Consider the following 17,776-nt stretch of genomic DNA (forward strand, 5'->3'; position numbering starts at 1 on the left):
GGGACCGCGCCCCGACCGCTCCTTCAGCACCTCAAGCCTGTGCCCGAACAAAAAATGATGCGGGTCGGTGATCGTGACGTGAGACACGACACGTTCCAAAATAGGGGTACTCTGCCGTGTTCGGCGATCCCACCTACGCCGATGCCGTCCTCGACCGCCTGGTCCACAACGCCCACCGGATCGATCTCAACGGCGAGAGCCTGCGGCGAACCCGCAAACCCGATCGAAAGGCCTGAGCCAGTGGCGCTGTGGACATGCCGCTGCGCTTGGACAACGCAAAGAGCGTTGCCCACATGCCCACAGCAGACCAACAGCAGACGAAGAAGGGCCTCAAGCCGCGATTCAAGGTTGACCCCGCGGCTTCACCGATGCCAGAAACCAAACAGCCAGAACGCCTCGCGCCCCGGGCGAGATCAAATCGGTACACCCGGGCGAGATCATCGGAATCCGCACCCTCCTGATCAGGCCGTTTATGATCAGCCAAACCTCCCAGGCCGCATTGCTCAGCACCAAACGATCCCCCAAGGCTTCCAAAACGAGACTTAGTCCGATTTGCGACATTACGTTCGAACATGACCTTGTCAGGTTTGGTACACTTCCTTGAAAAATTATCCCTTACTGATCAAGCTGTCGCGGTTGGCACAGGATTTGAACAGATGAGGTCCATCTACCGCAGCCGCCACGAAGCGGCGGCTACGCTAACGCTTCTTCGGCTGTGGCCTTTTGACGCAATGACACGAGCTGCCACATGGAGTCGGTCTCAATAGCACGTCACAAAAACTGCCCTCAATGTGGCTCTGCATTGGTCCACCTCGAGTGGCATGAACGCATCGGTGCGCGGGGGGTCCAAGATCTCTGGCGCTGCTGGAACTGCAGGAATGAATTCATGACCGTTTGCACTTCTGACGATACGGATCCTCCTGCCGCTGAGATCACGAAGCTCTTCTTTACCAGCCTGTTAGTCTGATCATGACGCCTGACCCGCTAACACTTGCATCCGAGCGGCACCGGACTTGGCAATCAAAAGCCGCGGAGGGTCGCTAAGGCGAAAACGATTGGGCCGTAGCTGCTCAGTAATACGCTGCGCGACCCTCCCGTCATAAATGCAGTCGGGAGTTATGAGGCTCGTACGTGCAATCGTCGGCTTGGCCCTGTTGGCAGTGGGATTGTACGTTATTATCGGTGAGCACCACGCTGGAACATCGGCGGATGCTACACTCAATGCGCGGCTCTACATCGTTCGCGCCCCGATCGAAGGAAAGGTAACCCTTGCCGTAAAGAGCATCGGCGCGCGCATTAGTCCCGGCGAGCTCATAGCAGAAATCAACGACCAACGCTTCGATACCGCGAGGCTTCTTGAGCTTGATCGCGATCGCACGAACCAGCAGATCGAGCTCAACCGTCTCGTTGGCCAGCGAGAGGCCTTGTCCGCATCCAGGTCTCGCTTCGATGTTCAATCAACTGATTACCAGCGCGGAAGGGTTCGGCAGATTGAGGCTCGAATTGCCGAAACGAAAGCAGCTCAGGACGCTGCGGCCACACGCCTTCGTCAAGCGGACGCAGAATTCAAGCGAGCAAACGAACTAAGCACGCGTGGTGTACAGACGGCGGCGAATTTGGATCGCGCTCGTGCAACTTACGACGTCGCGCAGCAAGAGCTGGAGAGTACGCAGCAGCGGGTGAAATATTTGGAGACGGAACTTACGTCCGCTCGCGAGGGCGTCTTCATCGGGGAGTCCTATAACGACGCTCCCTCCTCGGCCCAACGTATCCGAGAGCTCGAGCAGCGGTTGGCCGAGCTGAATGTCGACAAGGAGCAGATGAAAGCACGTATTGTACAGCTCGACCGGCAAGTCGATGCCGAGCGTCTTCGTGTCAATAATTTGAGCTTCGCTACCCTTAATGCCAGCGTCGTTGGTCTGGTCTGGGACATACTAATAGACGATGGCCAATACGCCCGGCGCGGCCAGGATCTCGTCAAGATCGTTGACTGCCCTACCCTGATCGTCACCGCGGGCGTCAGCGAATCTCTCTACGACGGTCTCTCGGTGGGAACGGCCGCGCAATTTCGGTTGTTTCGAGATGATCGTATTTTCAATGGAACCATAACCCGCCTTGGCGGATCCGGTGCGGCCTCACTCTACAACAATCTTGCTGTGGGTCCAAGTGCGCAACATCTCCAGCGCTTTGATGTCACTGTGACAGTTCCAGATCTTGCGGGAGATGCAGATCTCGGCTGCGGGATTGGACGCACTGGACGCGTGATCTTCACAGCTGGCCCAATCGCACAATTCCGTCGCTTTATAACGCGGCACGGGCTCTGATGCTTCTGGTGTCGCCACTCGTTGCTGCCTTCGCAGGCGTCGCCCTCATAATTGGGCTTTGGCTTACCGTCTTTCCGTTTCTCAATCCGATGAAGTGGTATTGGCGCGCTCTTCTCCTGGCGACGGCTGCCCTACTGTCTTGGCGTTATATGGCTTGGCGCTTCACCGAAACGTTGGCGCCGCTCGACTGGACTGCGGACGCGCTGTTCAGTTGGGATTCGCCATCCTCGAAGCTCTGACGATGCTTTCTGTCGTAGCGGGCTTTTGCAGAAGGCCGCCGCGCCAGAAGCTAAATCGGAGAAAAAGCCCTGAAGCAAGCCGCTCGCTCGCTACGGCGCTATGGGGGCGCGCTCCGCGAGCGGCTTGCTCCACATCCGCCAAAACAAACAAGGGGGTCACTTCTTCATGTCGCTACGGGGTTAAATCCGGACGTCGCTTGACAACCTAAGTAGCTGGTCGGCTTCCGAAGCCTGATGTCAAGCACGGTATCCGACCAGAAAGCCTGATCGAATGAGCAAGGTGGGATCAAAGGTTCAGAGCGGGCGCGGCGCCCTTCGGCGGCCGACCAATTCTGGTAGGTGCCAGCCGGAACTTAGAGCGTAAAATGGCCCGCCATTTTTCTCAGCCGGAGAGCAGCACAATGGACGCATTACCCCGCATCCAAGTCCTCCGGGATCTTATCGAAGAACAGATTGAAGTCGTCGCGGCGGCTATCTGCGACGGCAAATGCGCGTTGGAGGCCGAGCTGCGTTTAGAGTGGCTTACTCGCGAGCTGGTGATCGAAGAGAGCGGGGAACGCGTCTTCACGCACCAGAGCATAGCTCAACGGCTTTGGGACCAATATAGATGGGCCTCCCGCACGCGCCGTCGCCCCTACACTCTCAAACAACACTAAGAACCTTCTAGGCCGAACAAATCGGTTGGTCGGGCGGGCGAGTCTATTTGGTCGAAGAGACGTGGGAGCCGCGAGTGCCTGAAATCGTGACGCCAATCAGCCGTAAGCGTGCAATAGATTGGCTGAGCGCCAATCCGACCCGCCGTCGTGGTGCGGCTGCCGCTGATCGTAAGCGGGCCGAACGCCTTTTGTCTGCGGCCTGATCGATCTGCAAAAGACCGAGGCTGAATACTGGCAGGCTGAGCGGCGTTAAGTCGCTCAGTCTGGCCTATCAATTTAGGTAGGCCACGCACGGCGGCTTTCTCGCTAAACCGCACTTCAGCTCCCAGCGGGTTAAGGTTCACGGGAAAGCAGGGTGTGGGTTAGCCTTTATGATCCGAGGGGCTAACTTCACGGGGCAGTGCGGATGCGGCAGGGATAGCGCCTCTATCTAAGCCCCCCAGCCGATAAAGGCGCCGAGTCGCATCCGCGCGGCTTTTGAGCCGACGAGGAAATCATGGCACCAAAGGCTAAGCCTTTAAGGCATTTGCGCGCGCGGGACATTGCTGAAGCGGTCCATTTCGCGACGCGACTATCCTACAAAAGGTGGCCGACGGGCGTGTGGTTTGAGCTAAGAGATCGGATGGTCAGAACAGCCGATGGGCAATTCTATCTTATCGAAGATCACCCCATTAAGCTTGACGGCCATGAAGTCGCACGGCCTTACAGTCTAGCGAGCGTCTTTGCGTGGCTGCATGATTGCCCACAACAGATTGAGCTTTGGAACGGCCCAAGCGGGCCGCTTTTCGTTTGTAAATTTTCCGCGCGGATCTTTGTCAGCTTTTGGAAAGCTAGCCCGAATACTCAGCCATTGAGCTTAGCGGCGCGTGGCAGGGACAGCGCGTGCCCCGGTGTACGCGAGGGGGCTAGAGCGCCGAGTCACGTCACCGCTAATCTCAATTGCAGCGCGTGCGCGGTAGGGACAACGCCCGATTCTTATCCTGACCTGGCGCCGAGCCGTGCCCGCGTTGCTTCCGGTCGCTGAGACTGATCGCCCAAGCGCCTGGCGGCGACCAGTCCTGGTAGTTGCGCCACGGGCTTTCCCGGACGATACTTTCCGTCGTCAGCTTCAGTCGCTTGACGCTGGCCATGTTGAAGTTGGCGGGGCGTGGTAGGGACAGCGCCTCTAATTCCAGCTCGGGCGCCGAGTCACGTTGCCGCTAACTTCTACCATAGGTCCAAATGGACGGTGATCATCAGCGTGACAAACCTTCGCCCGCAGAGCTGAGACGTTCGGAGCGGATACTACGCGCCGATCAGATCGCACCTCGGGGCCTCACTAAGGCCAACGCAGCCGCCTATTGCGGGTGCTCCAAGGACGCGTTAAGGGCTTGGTACCGGAGGCTATCCCCGGCACTCAGCGTTGGGATCGCAAGGCGATTGATTGGTATCTGGACCGGGCGTCCGGTCTGCCTACCGGGGAGACCGCATCGAGCGATCCGCTCCCAGACTGGCTGGCCTCAGAACGGAAGGCTGGCAGATAGGAGCGTACACGTCCAACCTTTTCAAGTGACTCTCGGGAGGCGCTCTATCAAAATTATACTACTGATCAGCCGGATCGCCAATGAACTTTATCCTTGCGACAATTAGGGGCACTCAGGGAGTGAAAGCAAATTGTCCGGTTGAATGCCATCGGCCTTCGTCTTGATTTACTTGTGCCCGTTGTGGACGGCCACAATCACATCGGCCGTGCGCTTTTCCTCGACATAGAACTCCCATACACCGTTTTCGATTTCTTTGATCGTGTGATCGACGGATTGCTTCCACCTAGACCCGTCCGGGTTTACTCCGCCAACGTTTTTGATTCGCTCGTGAGGGTTCTGCCTGTCAGTCTTGTTGATGCATTGAATTCGTATGCGGCTGGTCACTCGGGTCTCTCCCATCTGCAAGAATAAAGAGCCTCAGTGTGGACCTCGGCCGTGGGTTAGTGTGCCGACCAATCCTGGTAGGTGCCTTGCATCCTTCTCGGCGCCGAGTCGCGCCCCCATTGCCAGGCGACCGTGACTGTGATGCGGCAACCAGTTCTGGTAGTTGTGCCACGGCTTTTTGCGGTGGATGTATCCTACCGACAGCCTTCTTCCCTCCCCGAAGCTGGCGGTGGAGTTAGCGGCGCGCGTGGTAGGGACAGCGCTTCTTCTTCTCTCAGATTGAGCGCCGAGCCACGTGGCCGCTAACTCCCAACCATGGGGCCAAAGGATGCATATATTCGAGCGGCACATCACGGCCCTACAGTCGCAAGCGCTTGAGGTGCTTGCAGCCAATCAGGCCCGGGCGGCCGATCAGTCTTTGAGCCTGGCAGATCGCCAAGTCGCGACATTTGATGCCGAGGAGGCTCGGGCAGTGTTAGGCATCCTCGACAGCGTGAAGCCCAATCTTAGGCCGAACGACGCGCGGCGGATCGCTGCACGCATACGCGCGCTTCTAGAGTGGGAGGGTTGGGTGCCGCACGACTCTCTCGGGGACAAAGGCGGTCAGCCCCGGTCTTCGGCGACGGTCTGGTCAACAAGGCCTGACTTAAACTCGTGAACATCAGCGGCGAAGGAGTTCGACTAGGCAGCTCTCCGGTAATTCATGTCCTGTAGGGTAGCCAAGCCAAGGTCATTTCGATGAAACGTCAGCTTTCTTGACCAGCACTTTAACGTACGTATCCATCAAGTACACCGAGCGCCTGGCTGAGGCTGGCGTCGAGCCGTCTGTCAGCAGCGTCGGAGATTCCTATGACAACGCTTTAAATTGGTGGTTTCCCTTTGAACGAGAACCTGAGCGACGTGCCCTGCCGCGGCGTCGACGGCGACGCGGTCGCCTCTTCCTCAGTGGCGTAGGGGCCGGAGTACTCAAAATTAAGCGCAACCTTCCACCGGCCTTTATGGCGCGACACGAAGTATTGAACGCCAGCCATAAAGTTTGCTCCGGCCTCGCCCCTGTGATCGACAGATGGCCTTACTCTGCAAATCTGCCGCGGTCGCCTCAACTACCGAATTTGGTGGGCTCGGAAGGAGCAGCGCCTTGTAGTGATAGGGCTGGACTGTTGCTGTGACCGGCAGGGCTATCGCATATGGCCGAGCATGCTGAGGAGGAAGGCATCGTCCCAGCCGGAGCGCTTGATTTTGCGTCGGATCGAAGCGCTGTCCGGATGAGATCGCAGGATGTTGAGGGCAAGCCTGCGCAGGATGGCGAGGTTCTCGGGGGCGTTGTCCTTTCGGGCACGATTGCCATCCTCGGCGAAATGAACGTCGAGCACCCAATGGAGTTGGTTCTCGATGCCCCAATGGCTGCGGGTGACGTGCAGCAGCCGTTTGGGGGAGATGTATTTGGAGAGGAGATAGTAGCGGACGACTGGCGTATCGGCTGGCTTGCCTCGCAGGCGCCTGCGCGAGGTAACGCGCCCCACTGCGACAACTCCAGGAAAGCGGAGGTGTCTCGCCAGGCTGGTGTTGCGCATGACGGTGGCCTGCGGCGCTTCGCGCCGATCGTGGCTGGAAGGCTCGAGCCGTGCAGCACTGCTGCGGCTGCCCGATCGCACAAACTGCTGCATAACCGCTTTGAACAAGGGGCCACGGTTGGCCTTGACCACAAGTGCATGATCGCCGCCTCGCTGCAGCACGGTACTGGCAAAGGCGCGGCTGCAGTGCAGCGCATCGGCAGTGACGATACAGCCCTCCAGACCGAGAAGCTCCAGCACCTCCAAGGCGCCGGCCGTCTCGTTGCGACCGGGCGCTTTCTGCTGGGCCAAGGCCATGCGGGCTTCCACCGCGAAGACGTTGACCAGATGCAGCGGCGTGGCCTTCCCGCCGCGTTCGTAGGCGCCGCGCAGCGCCTTGCCATCGACGGCCACCACCCCCGTATCGAGTGTCGAGAGCGAGATGTCGCCTAGCTGCTAGCCAGTCTTTTCTCTCTCGTTAGAGTCAACGGCTGGATTGATGACGGATTGGGAGACGATCCACTTTTCCATTATGACCGTGATCCCAAGCTCTTGTTCCGTCTCCGCCCTCGGGAAAACATGCGTTCGATCGTCAAACTCGTCAGGGTCCCTCACGGTAGCAGCACGATTTGAGCCGAACCGCGTTGCCGCGCCCTCTCTATTGCCCCCCTGCACGCGCTGGGGAACGTCATTGGGATCTCCGTTCTTAATTCATAGTCTTTGAGTGCAATACTGGGCGATATGATCCGGAAGCGCCAATAGCGGCGCCCGCTTGGCTTCTTCCCGTACCCCGCGGGTCACTTCAAACTCCCCCGGGTAGGGTCAGTCAAACTCCTCCACCCCGAAGGCAGGACAGAAGTGGATTGTTAGTTTGACATTGTTTCGCGGGCAAGGGCTTCGGCGGCCTCTTTGAGGCGATAGCTTCGTCCATCGAACTCGAGCAGGTGGCAGTGGTGCATCAGGCGATCGAGGATCGTCGAGCTCATGGTGTTGTCGCCCAGATATGTCCCCCAGTCCTGCACGACGCGATTGGAGGTGACGATGACGCTGCGGCGCAGTTTGTAGCGCTGATGGACCATGGTCTGTAGCAAGGCGCCGGCGTCGTCAGGGATGGTGCGGGCGAGGAAGAGATCGTCCAGCACGAGGAGATCGCAGTCGATGATGGTTCGCAGCCGGAGCTCGCGTTGCGCCGGGGAGTTCAGGGTGTGGCGGTGGAAGAAGTCATCGGTCTCAAGATACTGGACCTTGTGGCTTTGCATGATCGCCTGATAGGCAATCGCCTTGGCGATGTGGGATTTCCCGGTGCCAGGTTTGCCGACGAGCAGCGCGTTCTCGCCGGCGGCAATGAACGCCAGGGTGTTGAGCTGGAAGCAGGTCTGGCGCGGCAATTTGGGATTGAAGGACCAGTCGAACTCGGCGAGCGTCAGCTTTTCGTCGAGCCCGGATTGCTGGTATCGGCGCTCGATAAGGCGGGATTGGCGGCGATCCAGTTCGTCCTGCAAGATCAGGGAGAAGGTCTCGAGGAAGGATTGGTTGGCACCCTGCGCCTGCAGCACACGCGTCTGCAGCGTGTCGCGGACGCCCGACAGACGCAGCTGTCGCAGGCAACGCTCAATTTCCGGCATGGTCATCATGTGGTCGGGTCTCCAGTTTGAGGTGAGAAGATGCAGTGGGAGCGCTCGTGGCGCCGGAGCTGGCCGGGGTTGCGCAGGCGACACGAGCGCGGCTGTCGTGAGCACCGGCCTGCCGGGGATTGTCGTCGGCGTCGTGCCGCGCAGCACGGCTGAAGAGATCGCCGTATTCGGCCGGGGAACGGATCAGCGGATGATCCTGGGTGAGCGGCGATGCCGGTCGTGGCGTCGCTCCAACCAGCTCGATCGCCTGTTCGAACAGCCGCTCGACGGTCGCACGCACGTGCTTGTAGCGGTAGATGCGGTTGTCGATGGCGTGTGCGCAGGCCTGCTCGACCAACCGCGCCGGATACTTCCGGCTCAGCCCGACAATGCCCCACATCGCGCGTTGTCCGGGGCGCCCCTCGGTGTCGAACATCTGCTGACACAACGCCCGGGTCTGCGGCCCGATGCGCTCGGCGCTCGCCAGCAGCACGGTGGTTTGCCGCGACGGGTTGAACGGCCGCTCGCTACTCGGCAGAACGACCGAACCGGGGTGCGTCATCCGGGGATGAACACGCAGCAGCGCATGGCTATGGCAATCACGGATCTCGATAGTGGAAGTGTAGATGCGCACCACGACCTGGCTGCCGATGGGCGCGGGCCGCGCGGCGTAATAGCTGTTGTCGACCCGCACGGTGGTGTCGTCGCAGACGGTCCGAACGACTTCGGTAAAGATGCGGAAGGCAGCCACCGGCAACGGCCGCAGGTGGGGCTTCTCCTCCTGGAACATGGCCTCGACCTGACGACGCGTGCTGTCGTGGATGCGTTTGGAGGCCCAGGTCTCCTCCCAGTGCCTCAAGAACTCGTTCTGGGCTTCCAGCGTCTCGAAGCGCCGTCCGGCCAGCGCGGTGCTCTGGGTGTGTTGAATCGCATTCTCGACGCATCCCTTCCGATTGGGATCGGCCACCCCGCGCGGGATCGGCGACCACGGCGTAATGAGCCAGCATCGCGCTGTAAATCGGGTTGAGCTCGGGCTCGTACAAATCCGGCTTGAGAACGCCTTCCTTCAGGTTGTCGAGCACGACATAGCTGGGGACCCCGCCAAAATACCGGAACGCCTCTTCGTGAAGCTGCGCCCAGACTTGCTGGCTGGATTGCCAGACCACCCGCCGGAAGCTGCGCCGCGAGTAGCGCAGCGTCATCACGAACAGGCGGGGACGACGGTAACGGCCGCTCCTGGGATCAATCGTCAGCGCGCCCTCGCCATAGTCAACCTGGGCCTCCTCGCCAGGCAGGAACTCGAGTCGATCAAACTGCTCGGGATCAGCGTGCCGCAACGTGCGCACGAACCGCTTGACGCTCTGGTAGCTGGACAGGAAGCCAAATTGATCGACCAGGTCCTGGTAAATCGCCTGTGCATTCCGCCTCAGGCGGACCTGTTCTTCGATCCACGCCCGATATGGTTCGCAGGCCGAGCGGGCCAGGCTGCTGGCAACTGTCGCTTCCGACACCCCAAAAGCCGGTGGTCGGGGTGGGGGAATTTGGCTATCCGCGCCCGCCGAGCCGGCGGTCACCCCGGGGGAATTTGCCTTCGTACCAGCCCGCAGCGCTTGGTAACGCCGGATCGTCTTGCGATCGATACCCGTCAGCCTGTGGATCTCGCGCTGGCTGGCGTTGCGATCAAGTAATGTAAATACAGTGCTTTGCAGATGCGCCTTCAAGACGTTCAACTCCCAGTCCCCTTGCTGGATAAAAGGGGACGAAAATAAACATCCTGCCTGACCCGGCTACCGCTGTTCAGCGGCGCTGCCGGAGATCATCAGGTGGGGGAGTTTCAGGTGACCCTACCCGGGGGATTTTGACCGACCCGCGGGGCCGTACTCGCGCTCCCACGTCGAAGTGTCAATCCGCACATCCGTCATGTTCGCTGATCAATGGCAGGCACGGCTTCGCGCTTTTCTTCGAACATATGCCAATGCCAGCGGGCCTAACACATCGAGATGAACGAAAGTCTCCGGATAGGCTATATCGTTTCGGTAGCTTCATTGCTCGAGAGCCGCTCAGGCCGATGTTCAGGGCCGTAAAAGGTCGTACGTCCGTCTGCCTTCGCCGCAGACGCGGCTGCTGCTCGACATGATGTCGCGGCGGCGTCAGTGCCGCTGCGAACGAAAACCGACAAATATCGGACAAAATCCTCCCCCTTCGCGTTTGATTTCGTCGCCGAGCCGCTGGCGGTCTTCCTCGGCCGTGGCTTCGCGGAGGTGATCTACTACGAGCAGACGCTGGCAATGCGGCTCGGATGACGGCCGCGTTTCTGTCCTAACACAAGAGTTCCGCTTCAGCGCTGCCGATCCACCTCTCGAGATTTTGCATCCGCTCGCCGAGGCGCTCCCAATTGATCCGCGCCAGCGGGGGTTCGGCAGGTTCATCGGGCGCAGAGATCGGCAGCGACGATGACGCAAGCCATCACGTCGTCGACGTTATGTCCCACCCTCGCACGAGCGCCGCTTCGACCGCTCGTCGGCCTTTCGTCCGAGGTCGGTTAGAACGGCCTCGACCTGGTCGACCAAGTCGTAGCTCGAAGGTGCGCCCGGCTCGCACCTCGGCTCGCATTTCAGTGCGCTGCCCGTGCGATGAGCGTGCTGCGGCCGACCGGAACGATGGTAATCGATGACCTGTGTCTCCCTAAGCGAGGTCCGAGTTAACCACGACGGTGACACAACTATTTTTTGCCTCATCATTCTCCGACGGCCGGAAAGCCGACGGTGATGCAGGTGGGGGCACGGGTCCGGGAAATCGGCGCAGCCAGCTACTAAGCGGCTGGCGTTCGACCACGGCAGCACGCTTGAGTTCGCCGCGATCTTCGCCGTGGCGCTGCGTCATAACCAGATCAGCCAGATTCCTTTGCACCACGCCTGACCAGCTCGAGCCGATGTACCGACAAGAAGCCGATAGCGCTATTGATGCGAGTCCTGTCGCCAAGGCTTCTATGCCGCGATGCAGCTCAGGATATTGGTGCGAACCCGCGTCGTCGGCGCCCTTCCTGCCGGCCAATCCTGCCTCAACTTGGCCGCGACACGGCCGCGGCACATTGCCGGAACAATGCTACATAAATATGCGACCGCTATATCAGCAACAACTTTCCGCCTGACCAAAGTGCAGAAGTGTTTGGACATCCATTTTTGGCGAAGATCGATCAATAGGTCGTGGCGATCACGCCACCCCAACGGTAGTTCACACGGACCAAGCCGTTATCGACGTCCTGACCGATACGGGCAGTCTCTGCAAAAGCGCCCACCGGAACACCCACGAGTCCGGGTGAAAAAAAGAAATCCACATCCCGACGACCCATGAACAGGTGGTCGTATTCAACTCCGATGGACCAGTTCGCAGCAAAGCCAAATTCAAGGCAGCCCCTACCGTGCCTCCCCAACGAGTTTCGCTGCCGTTGCCGATAGTGAGCCCGGTCGCAAAATCGGAGACCCGGTATTTGTCACGGACGACTGCAGCCCCACCTCTTACATAGAGCAGCACGTTATTCCAAGCATAGCCGACTTGGCCCGTGAACAGGCCGAATGCATCAAGCGTGGAGTCATCCCGGACGCCTGCGAAAGCAAGGTTCGCGTTGGAGCCCTTGAAATCGGCCCAATTGCCCTGCGTCTCCAGACCGAACACCGAGTTCGCTATTTGCCAGCGGTAACCGATGTGACCGCCCACCGTGCCTCCCGTCGCATTATGGCGCCCCATGCCAACAGGCGGAGCGACGACCACGCCGCCAGCGTTGACCACGTCCCAGCACTGCTGCGCAGAGCCACCACCGCCATTGATGCCGACGTAGAAGCCGCTCCAATCGTAGATCGGAATGACCGCCCGAGGCGCTTTGAAGTAAGGCAGTGAAGAAACGGAAGATCTGGGTGAGCAGCGCGCGCTGGCTGTCGGTGACGCGGTCCGAAGCCCAGTCGTTGAGGTCGGCGCCGAGCGGCACCTCCTCGCCCATCCAGTGGGTCTGCTGCTGGCGCTTCCAGAACTCGTAAGCCCAGGCATAGCGATCGACGTCATAGCTGCCGGTCGAGTCAAGAGGCCGACGCGTCCTTTGCCGATTAACGTGCGCGGATCGGCGCGCGACAGATCGATCACTGACATGTGAGGCGCTCCTCATAGTCGGTGCGCTGCCGCGCCGGCTGCTGCGTCGGCGTTGCATCCCCGGCAATCTTGCCGGCGAACGCCGCGCGCGAGATAGACTTTGATCGACAGTAGTAGAGGCTCTTCACCCCACGCTTCCACGCCGTCCAGTGCAGCATGTGGAGGTCCCACTTATCGACGTCGGCCGGCAGATAGAGGTTGATCGACTGGCTCTGGCAAATCAACGCGGCGCGGTCGGGCGGCAAGCTCGACGATCCAGCGCTGGTCGATCTCGAAAGCGGTGCGAAAGATCGCTTTCTCGTGCTCCGACAGGACGTCGAGATGGGCGACCGACCCGTCGTGCGCGATGATCGACTCCCCGGTCGCCGAGGTGTCGGCGCCTTTCGCGGCCAGCACCTTAGCGAGGTGCGGATTGCGCACCGAGATGGCGCCGGATAGCGTCTTGTGCGTGTTGATGTTGGCCGGGATCGGCTCAGTGCAGGCGCTGGTGCCGCCGCAGATGATGCTGATCGAGGCGGTCGGCGCGATTGCGATCTTGTGGCTGAAGCGCGCCATCACGCCGCGTTCCAGGGCATCCGGGCACGGGCCACGCTCGCGAGCGAGCGCCACGGATGCCGCATCGGCATCGCGACGAAGTTTTCGGAACATGTTCAGATGAATGACTTGGCCAGGGCACCCTCCATTGGAATGCCCTTGGCCTGGAGAAACGAGTGGAAGCCCATGACGCCGAGGCCAACGGAGCGCTCGCGCAGGGCGGCGTAGCGGGCACGCTTCATTTCGTCCGGCGCCACCATGATGATGAAGTGGTTGAGCACGTTGTCTAGGAAGCGCATGACGTCCTCGATGGCTCCTTATTCCACTGGTCCCAGGTCTCGAGGTTGAGCGACGACAGGCAGCACACCGCGGTGCGCTCCTCGCCGCGATGATCGATGCCGGTCGACAGGGTAATCTCGCTGCACAGGTTCGAGGTCGAGACCTTGAGGCCGAGCTCGCGCTGGTGCTTGGGGAGCGCACGGTTCACGGTGTCGATGAACAAGAGATAAGGCTCGCCGGTCTGCAGCCGGTTCTCAAGGATGCGTTGCCACAGCTGGCGGGCATCGATCTCGCGGACGACCTCGTTAGTCTTCGGACTGCGCAGAGCGAATGCGGTGCCGGCGCCCACGGCACGCATAAACTCGTCGGTGACGTTGACGCCGTGATGCAGGTTGAGGCTCTTGCGGTTGAAGTCACCAGACGCCTCGCGGATCTCGAGGAACTCCTCGATCTCGGGATGGTGGATATCGAGATAGACCGCCGCCGAGCCGCGCCGCAACGAGCCCTGGCTGATCGCCAGCGTGAGGCCGTCCGTGACGTGGATGAACGGGATGATGCCCGAGGTGACGCCGCCCCTCGCCTTCTCGCCGATTGAGCGAACATTACCCCAGTAGGTGCCGATGCCGCCGCCATTGGAAGCAAGCCAGACGTTCTCGTTCCAGGTGCCGACGATGCCTTCGAGCGAGACTGAGTTGAGGAAGCACGAGATCGGAAGGCCGAGCGGCGTGCCGCCGTTGGAGAGCACCGGTGTGGCCGGCATGAACCACAGCCGAGACATCGCATCATATAGGCGTTGGGCATGCGCAACATTGTCCGCGAAGGCGCAAGACACTCGGGCGAACATGTCCTGGAGGCCTTCGCCGGCGAGCAGATAGCGGTCGGTCAGCGTCAGCCTACCAAACGAGGTCAGCAGGTCGTCGCGCGACCGATCGAGCGAAAGGTCAGACGGAGTTGGCGATCGCGGGGGGGCCTCGGCAGGGGAGCCGGCAATGCTGGGGGCTGCACAAGACCTTTGCCTGCGCTGAGGGCTGCCGCACACTCGGCAGCTCAATGAGATGACCATACTGATCGAAATCGTAAGACGCCGACATCGGCAACCCCGTGATATTTGGGGGCTGGGACCGTGCGGACGACTTGCGAGGAGACCGGGCAAATGTCCCCGGCTGCAAGCGACCCACCCGGGCACATGCGTTCTGTCGCATTAGGTCTCCTGGCTCGCGGGTCGCTGCGGCTGTCGGCCTTCCCAGCGCTGTCGCGCTAATGCCTCGGAATAGCCGCGGCCGAGACAATGGGTTCCCCCCAACTCCGCGCCACCATATATGCGAACTTAAAACCAAGACGACACCACATATAGAAGGCCCTGCCTAGGCTCGTCAAGACGGCACAGTCAAGTAAACCAGTTGGAGCAGCCCCGAGGTCGAGGTTCGAAATTCGCCGAGCGCCTGTCCTGAGAGCCTCACTCAAAAAGCATAGACCTCTCAAGGCCAGCCAATCGGCGAGTTAGGAGCCTCAGTTGGGCGACGAGCAGCCAAGCGAGCTCGGTAGCGGCGGAACCTTCGAAGTCTTTGCACAGGTGCCGACATCTGCCGAGCCACGCAAAGGTGCGCTCGACGACCCAGCGCCTGCGATCGGCAAAGATGTGCTCAAGCCTTTGGAAGTGGCGTCGCAAATTCTCCAACAGGGGAACAGCAACCCTGGACATCCTGAATGTTGGCATCGATGGGTTCGCGGTCCGCGAATTGAGTTGGGCTGGATCGGGTTTCGGCGGCCATACGCGTCTCGCCATTCATCGCTTTCTGTGGCCCCTAGATGAAAATTGTCTGGAGCCCGACCGCAATCGATGCAGCCGCCCGTGGCAATGTCCCACGCTTAGTGGATTTGACCCCGCCAGCTCTCACATCAGACATGCCAACTTTGCCGAAGAGACGATTCGTATGCTTTTCGCAGGCCGGGCGAGCCGCCTCACGTGCTCAGTTGTCTGGGCCGCGAACATAAGCCGTCCTGACCGAACGCGGTCATGTCAGGTTATTGGCAATCAATCCTAACGGGATGAGGCGGAGCTATGCTTGAGTTTGGGTGACGAGCCGATCCGGCGGCGCGGCCTTGCTGGGTCGGAATGAAGCCGTTCGCAACATTGGCGTGAGCGGCGGCGAAGAACCGTGTTGTATCTCACCAACGACCTTGAAGCCGTGACGTTGGTAAAAGGGAATGTTTTCAGGGTTCGAGCTTTCGAGGTAGGCAACAATGCCGTTCTCATCGCATCGTTGAAGGGCGTATTTCATCAGCAACGTGCCAAGCCCTTTTCCGATCCAGTTCGGATCGACGGCAATGAGCGGCAGATACCAATGTGGCTCGTGGGGACGATGTTCGGCCATTCCCCGCCGCAAGTGTGCCATATCCTCGGTAATCTCCGGGCGCAGGGATAGCGCCATGATTGCATCCAATGCCTCCTCGTCTTGCTGCACGTTGGGAGGCAGCCACAGGGCCGCGCCACGAATCTCTCCCGCGACGTAGGCTGTGCCATGTGCAAATGCTCGGCCCCCACAGGCGTCAATGAACTGAGGCATGCTCCTAAGGTATTGCCTTGGGTCAGGCCAGCTCCAACGCATCAACGGATCCGCGGCAAAGCCGAGCACAATTGTCCAGACAGTGCTTGCACGAATGTTTGCGTTCGCAGATCTGATATCTGATTCTTCTGTCATGATGTCGTTTTCGGGGCTCTGTTTTGGCATTGGCCTTCCAAGGAGGAGCATGGCATCGACACATCTGACGGTGAGCGGAATGGATGCACCGACGGGGACCCGCCGGGTGCATTTGGTTTCCCTTCCGAGATCTCCGCCTGTCTCAGACGGCTGACTTTGACGGCCACTTCGGACGAAGGCTCCTTGGTAGGCAATGCTTGGATCTACATATTCCTGGCGGGCTTCTGCGCTTCCACGCCCTATCTGGAACCCGCCCCGCCCTTCCCAAAGGAAGCTCCGACGTTCTCAAGGTCGACACGGTTCGGGTGCAACCGTCCGCGAAGGGAATGACATGAGGACGCCTCTGAGATTGCAAGTGCGAAGAAGTCAGGGCATGGCGAACATCGGGCGATGGCTGCCTGAACCGGGCTCCGGCACAAGCAAACAGCTTGCCAGGTGTCGCGCGTCGAGGTCCAGACTAGGCAAGGAATCATCACCTCGTCTCGTATTGAGTGGTTCTCGTAAGTTTCTTGGTCAAAACACATGCTAAGTGCGAAACCTCCATTGCCAACGTCGTGTCCGCGGTCACCGGCAGAGAGAGCTTTCGTCTGCCAGAGTCATATGCGTAGTACAGCGGCTTTCCAATTATCGCATGTTGTCTGCGCTCCTTGATGTTCTTGTGTCCAACAGCTCTCGGCGCATCATCGCCGCGATTCTCGGATCAAGGCAACGCGACTGGATACCACGACGCTGCCGCCGTGGACCTACTGGACAACGCAACTTGGGATCGCGCGAGAGCTTTCGTGCCTTGATTGATCGTCAGACGTGTCGATCGCTCGCACAACGGCGTTAGCTCTATCGAGCGAAAACGTTGCTGTCGTGCCCTCGTCGAACTTGACGCCCAGATCAGTTGTATCCGCCGCGATCCTTGCCATAGTGGGAAAGACAGCAGGCTGACGTAGTTGCGTGAGTAACTCTCGTAAAAGAGGTTTTTGGCCACAAGCGTTGATGGCTTCGTAGGACTTGTTCCAACTCACTCCCTGATCGGAACGGTTTGGAAGATTTCTTGGCGCTGGTATGCTTGCCACACCGGGTCCGAGATCCACGTGGTGAGTCATGCTATTCATTCTGTCTTGGAAAACTGTAGTCGCCGGGGCAGCATATCAGGAGGCATTGTAGCGAAGACCTCCCCAGAATGGGTAGGGATCTATCCGCCCTTGATGCTGAGTTGGCCCGGGTTCAACCTTGAGCATAGTCTGTCGAACGCCATCCGGAACTGCCCCCTTTTCGTCATGAAGAACTGCCCCTTCGGCAACGCTGCGGTTCGACGTGATCAGCATGGCGCCGGTTTCGTAACGGCGACTGACCAGCCGGAAGAACAGATGCGCAGCGTCGGGTTCAGGGGCAGGTAGTCGAGTTCGTCGACGATTAGTAGCTTTGGCTTCGACAGCGCGAGCAGTTTCTTGTCCAGATGCTGCTCGCCGTGCGCCTTGGCGAGGCCCGCGACCAGCGTCGTTGCCGTGGTGAACTGCACCGTGTACCCGTCCAGGATCGCCTCTCGCCCGAGAGCAATCGGCAGGTGCGTCTTGCCGACGCCTGGCGGACCAGCGTCATAATGCCGGGTGTCTGGGATCTGAGGTGGAGATCCTTTACGCGTTCCATCCGCGATGCGGAGCGTCAGTCGTCATTGTCTCCTGCAAGCGGCTTGGGGGTGAGACGCATTTTGTGATCAGACAACCTGATGCCACCTTAACGCTGCTGCCGGCATGGATGGCGGTTCCCGCCGCCGCTTCCTTCCATCTCAAAGCTGATCCGCAGCTTCCGGTGGATCGTCTACTGGAGCGCGT

The 17,776-nt window shown here is 59.9% G+C and carries 9 protein-coding genes and 9 pseudogenes; 4 read left to right on the top strand and 14 right to left on the bottom strand.

The annotated features are described in order from the left end of the window. Window positions 1-116 precede the first annotated feature (116 nt). The 3 genes and pseudogenes from I6F17_RS34625 to I6F17_RS34635 all read left to right on the top strand — a co-directional run. Window positions 117-236, top strand: a pseudogene (locus I6F17_RS34625) (ATP-binding protein); the annotation flags it as partial. A gap of 930 nt (window positions 237-1,166) precedes the next feature. Beyond that, window positions 1,167-2,324: an HlyD family efflux transporter periplasmic adaptor subunit gene (locus I6F17_RS34630; RefSeq protein ID WP_158284317.1), complete on the top strand. Its 1,158-nt coding sequence runs from the start codon at window positions 1,167-1,169 to the stop codon at window positions 2,322-2,324. Window positions 2,325-2,928: 604 nt separating this feature from the next. After that, window positions 2,929-3,219: a hypothetical protein gene (locus I6F17_RS34635; protein ID WP_146207638.1), complete on the top strand. Its 291-nt coding sequence runs from the start codon at window positions 2,929-2,931 to the stop codon at window positions 3,217-3,219. Window positions 3,220-4,844: 1,625 nt separating this feature from the next. Here the strand turns inward: I6F17_RS34635 and I6F17_RS34640 are convergent. The 4 genes and pseudogenes from I6F17_RS34640 to istA form a co-directional block, all read right to left on the bottom strand. After that, window positions 4,845-5,141 (bottom strand): annotated as a pseudogene (locus tag I6F17_RS34640) (DUF3892 domain-containing protein). A gap of 1,163 nt (window positions 5,142-6,304) precedes the next feature. Further along, a pseudogene (locus I6F17_RS34645) lies at window positions 6,305-7,102 on the bottom strand (ISAs1 family transposase); the annotation flags it as partial. Window positions 7,103-7,545: 443 nt separating this feature from the next. Beyond that, window positions 7,546-8,313 (bottom strand): IS21-like element helper ATPase IstB, encoded by a 768-nt coding sequence (gene istB, locus I6F17_RS34650; protein ID WP_109146022.1) that lies wholly within the window; start codon window positions 8,311-8,313, stop codon window positions 7,546-7,548. Continuing rightward, window positions 8,291-10,022 (bottom strand): annotated as a pseudogene (gene istA / locus I6F17_RS34655) (IS21 family transposase). Before istA ends, istB begins: the two are co-directional and overlap by 23 nt. A 423-nt stretch (window positions 10,023-10,445) precedes the next feature. Between istA and I6F17_RS34660 the strand changes: the two are divergent. Next, window positions 10,446-10,595, top strand: a complete 150-nt coding sequence (locus I6F17_RS34660; RefSeq protein ID WP_158284318.1) for a hypothetical protein — start codon at window positions 10,446-10,448, stop codon at window positions 10,593-10,595. 893 nt (window positions 10,596-11,488) lie between these two features. Here the strand turns inward: I6F17_RS34660 and I6F17_RS34665 are convergent. The 10 genes and pseudogenes from I6F17_RS34665 to I6F17_RS34690 form a co-directional block, all read right to left on the bottom strand. After that, window positions 11,489-12,186: pseudogene (locus tag I6F17_RS34665) on the bottom strand (outer membrane beta-barrel protein). A gap of 52 nt (window positions 12,187-12,238) precedes the next feature. Further along, a pseudogene (locus I6F17_RS37985) lies at window positions 12,239-12,493 on the bottom strand (hypothetical protein); the annotation flags it as partial. After that, window positions 12,426-12,680: a hypothetical protein gene (locus I6F17_RS37990; RefSeq protein WP_346656856.1), complete on the bottom strand. Its 255-nt coding sequence runs from the start codon at window positions 12,678-12,680 to the stop codon at window positions 12,426-12,428. The gene I6F17_RS37990 and the pseudogene I6F17_RS37985, both read right to left, overlap by 68 nt. Then, a complete protein-coding gene (locus I6F17_RS34675) occupies window positions 12,607-13,083 on the bottom strand; it encodes a hypothetical protein (RefSeq protein WP_276519413.1) in 477 nt (158 codons plus the stop codon). Before I6F17_RS34675 ends, I6F17_RS37990 begins: the two co-directional genes overlap by 74 nt. A 2-nt stretch (window positions 13,084-13,085) precedes the next feature. Beyond that, window positions 13,086-13,268: a hypothetical protein gene (locus I6F17_RS37835; protein WP_276519412.1), complete on the bottom strand. Its 183-nt coding sequence runs from the start codon at window positions 13,266-13,268 to the stop codon at window positions 13,086-13,088. Continuing rightward, window positions 13,256-14,008: a hypothetical protein gene (locus tag I6F17_RS37840; RefSeq protein ID WP_276519415.1), complete on the bottom strand. Its 753-nt coding sequence runs from the start codon at window positions 14,006-14,008 to the stop codon at window positions 13,256-13,258. The genes I6F17_RS37835 and I6F17_RS37840 overlap by 13 nt, the downstream gene beginning before the upstream one ends. A gap of 15 nt (window positions 14,009-14,023) precedes the next feature. Beyond that, a pseudogene (locus tag I6F17_RS37845) lies at window positions 14,024-14,311 on the bottom strand (ribonucleotide reductase N-terminal alpha domain-containing protein); the annotation flags it as partial. A 393-nt stretch (window positions 14,312-14,704) separates the two neighbouring features. After that, a pseudogene (locus tag I6F17_RS37995) lies at window positions 14,705-14,872 on the bottom strand (transposase); the annotation flags it as partial. A 436-nt stretch (window positions 14,873-15,308) separates the two neighbouring features. Then, on the bottom strand, window positions 15,309-15,950 hold the full coding sequence (locus tag I6F17_RS34685; RefSeq protein ID WP_192893372.1) for a GNAT family N-acetyltransferase: 642 nt from the start codon (window positions 15,948-15,950) through the stop codon (window positions 15,309-15,311). Window positions 15,951-17,092: 1,142 nt separating this feature from the next. After that, window positions 17,093-17,535, bottom strand: a pseudogene (locus tag I6F17_RS34690) (ATP-binding protein); the annotation flags it as partial. Window positions 17,536-17,776: the final 241 nt, after the last annotated feature.

The sequence above is a fragment of the Bradyrhizobium sp. NBAIM18 genome (assembly GCF_020193825.1).
GTDB lineage: Bacteria > Pseudomonadota > Alphaproteobacteria > Rhizobiales > Xanthobacteraceae > Bradyrhizobium > Bradyrhizobium yuanmingense.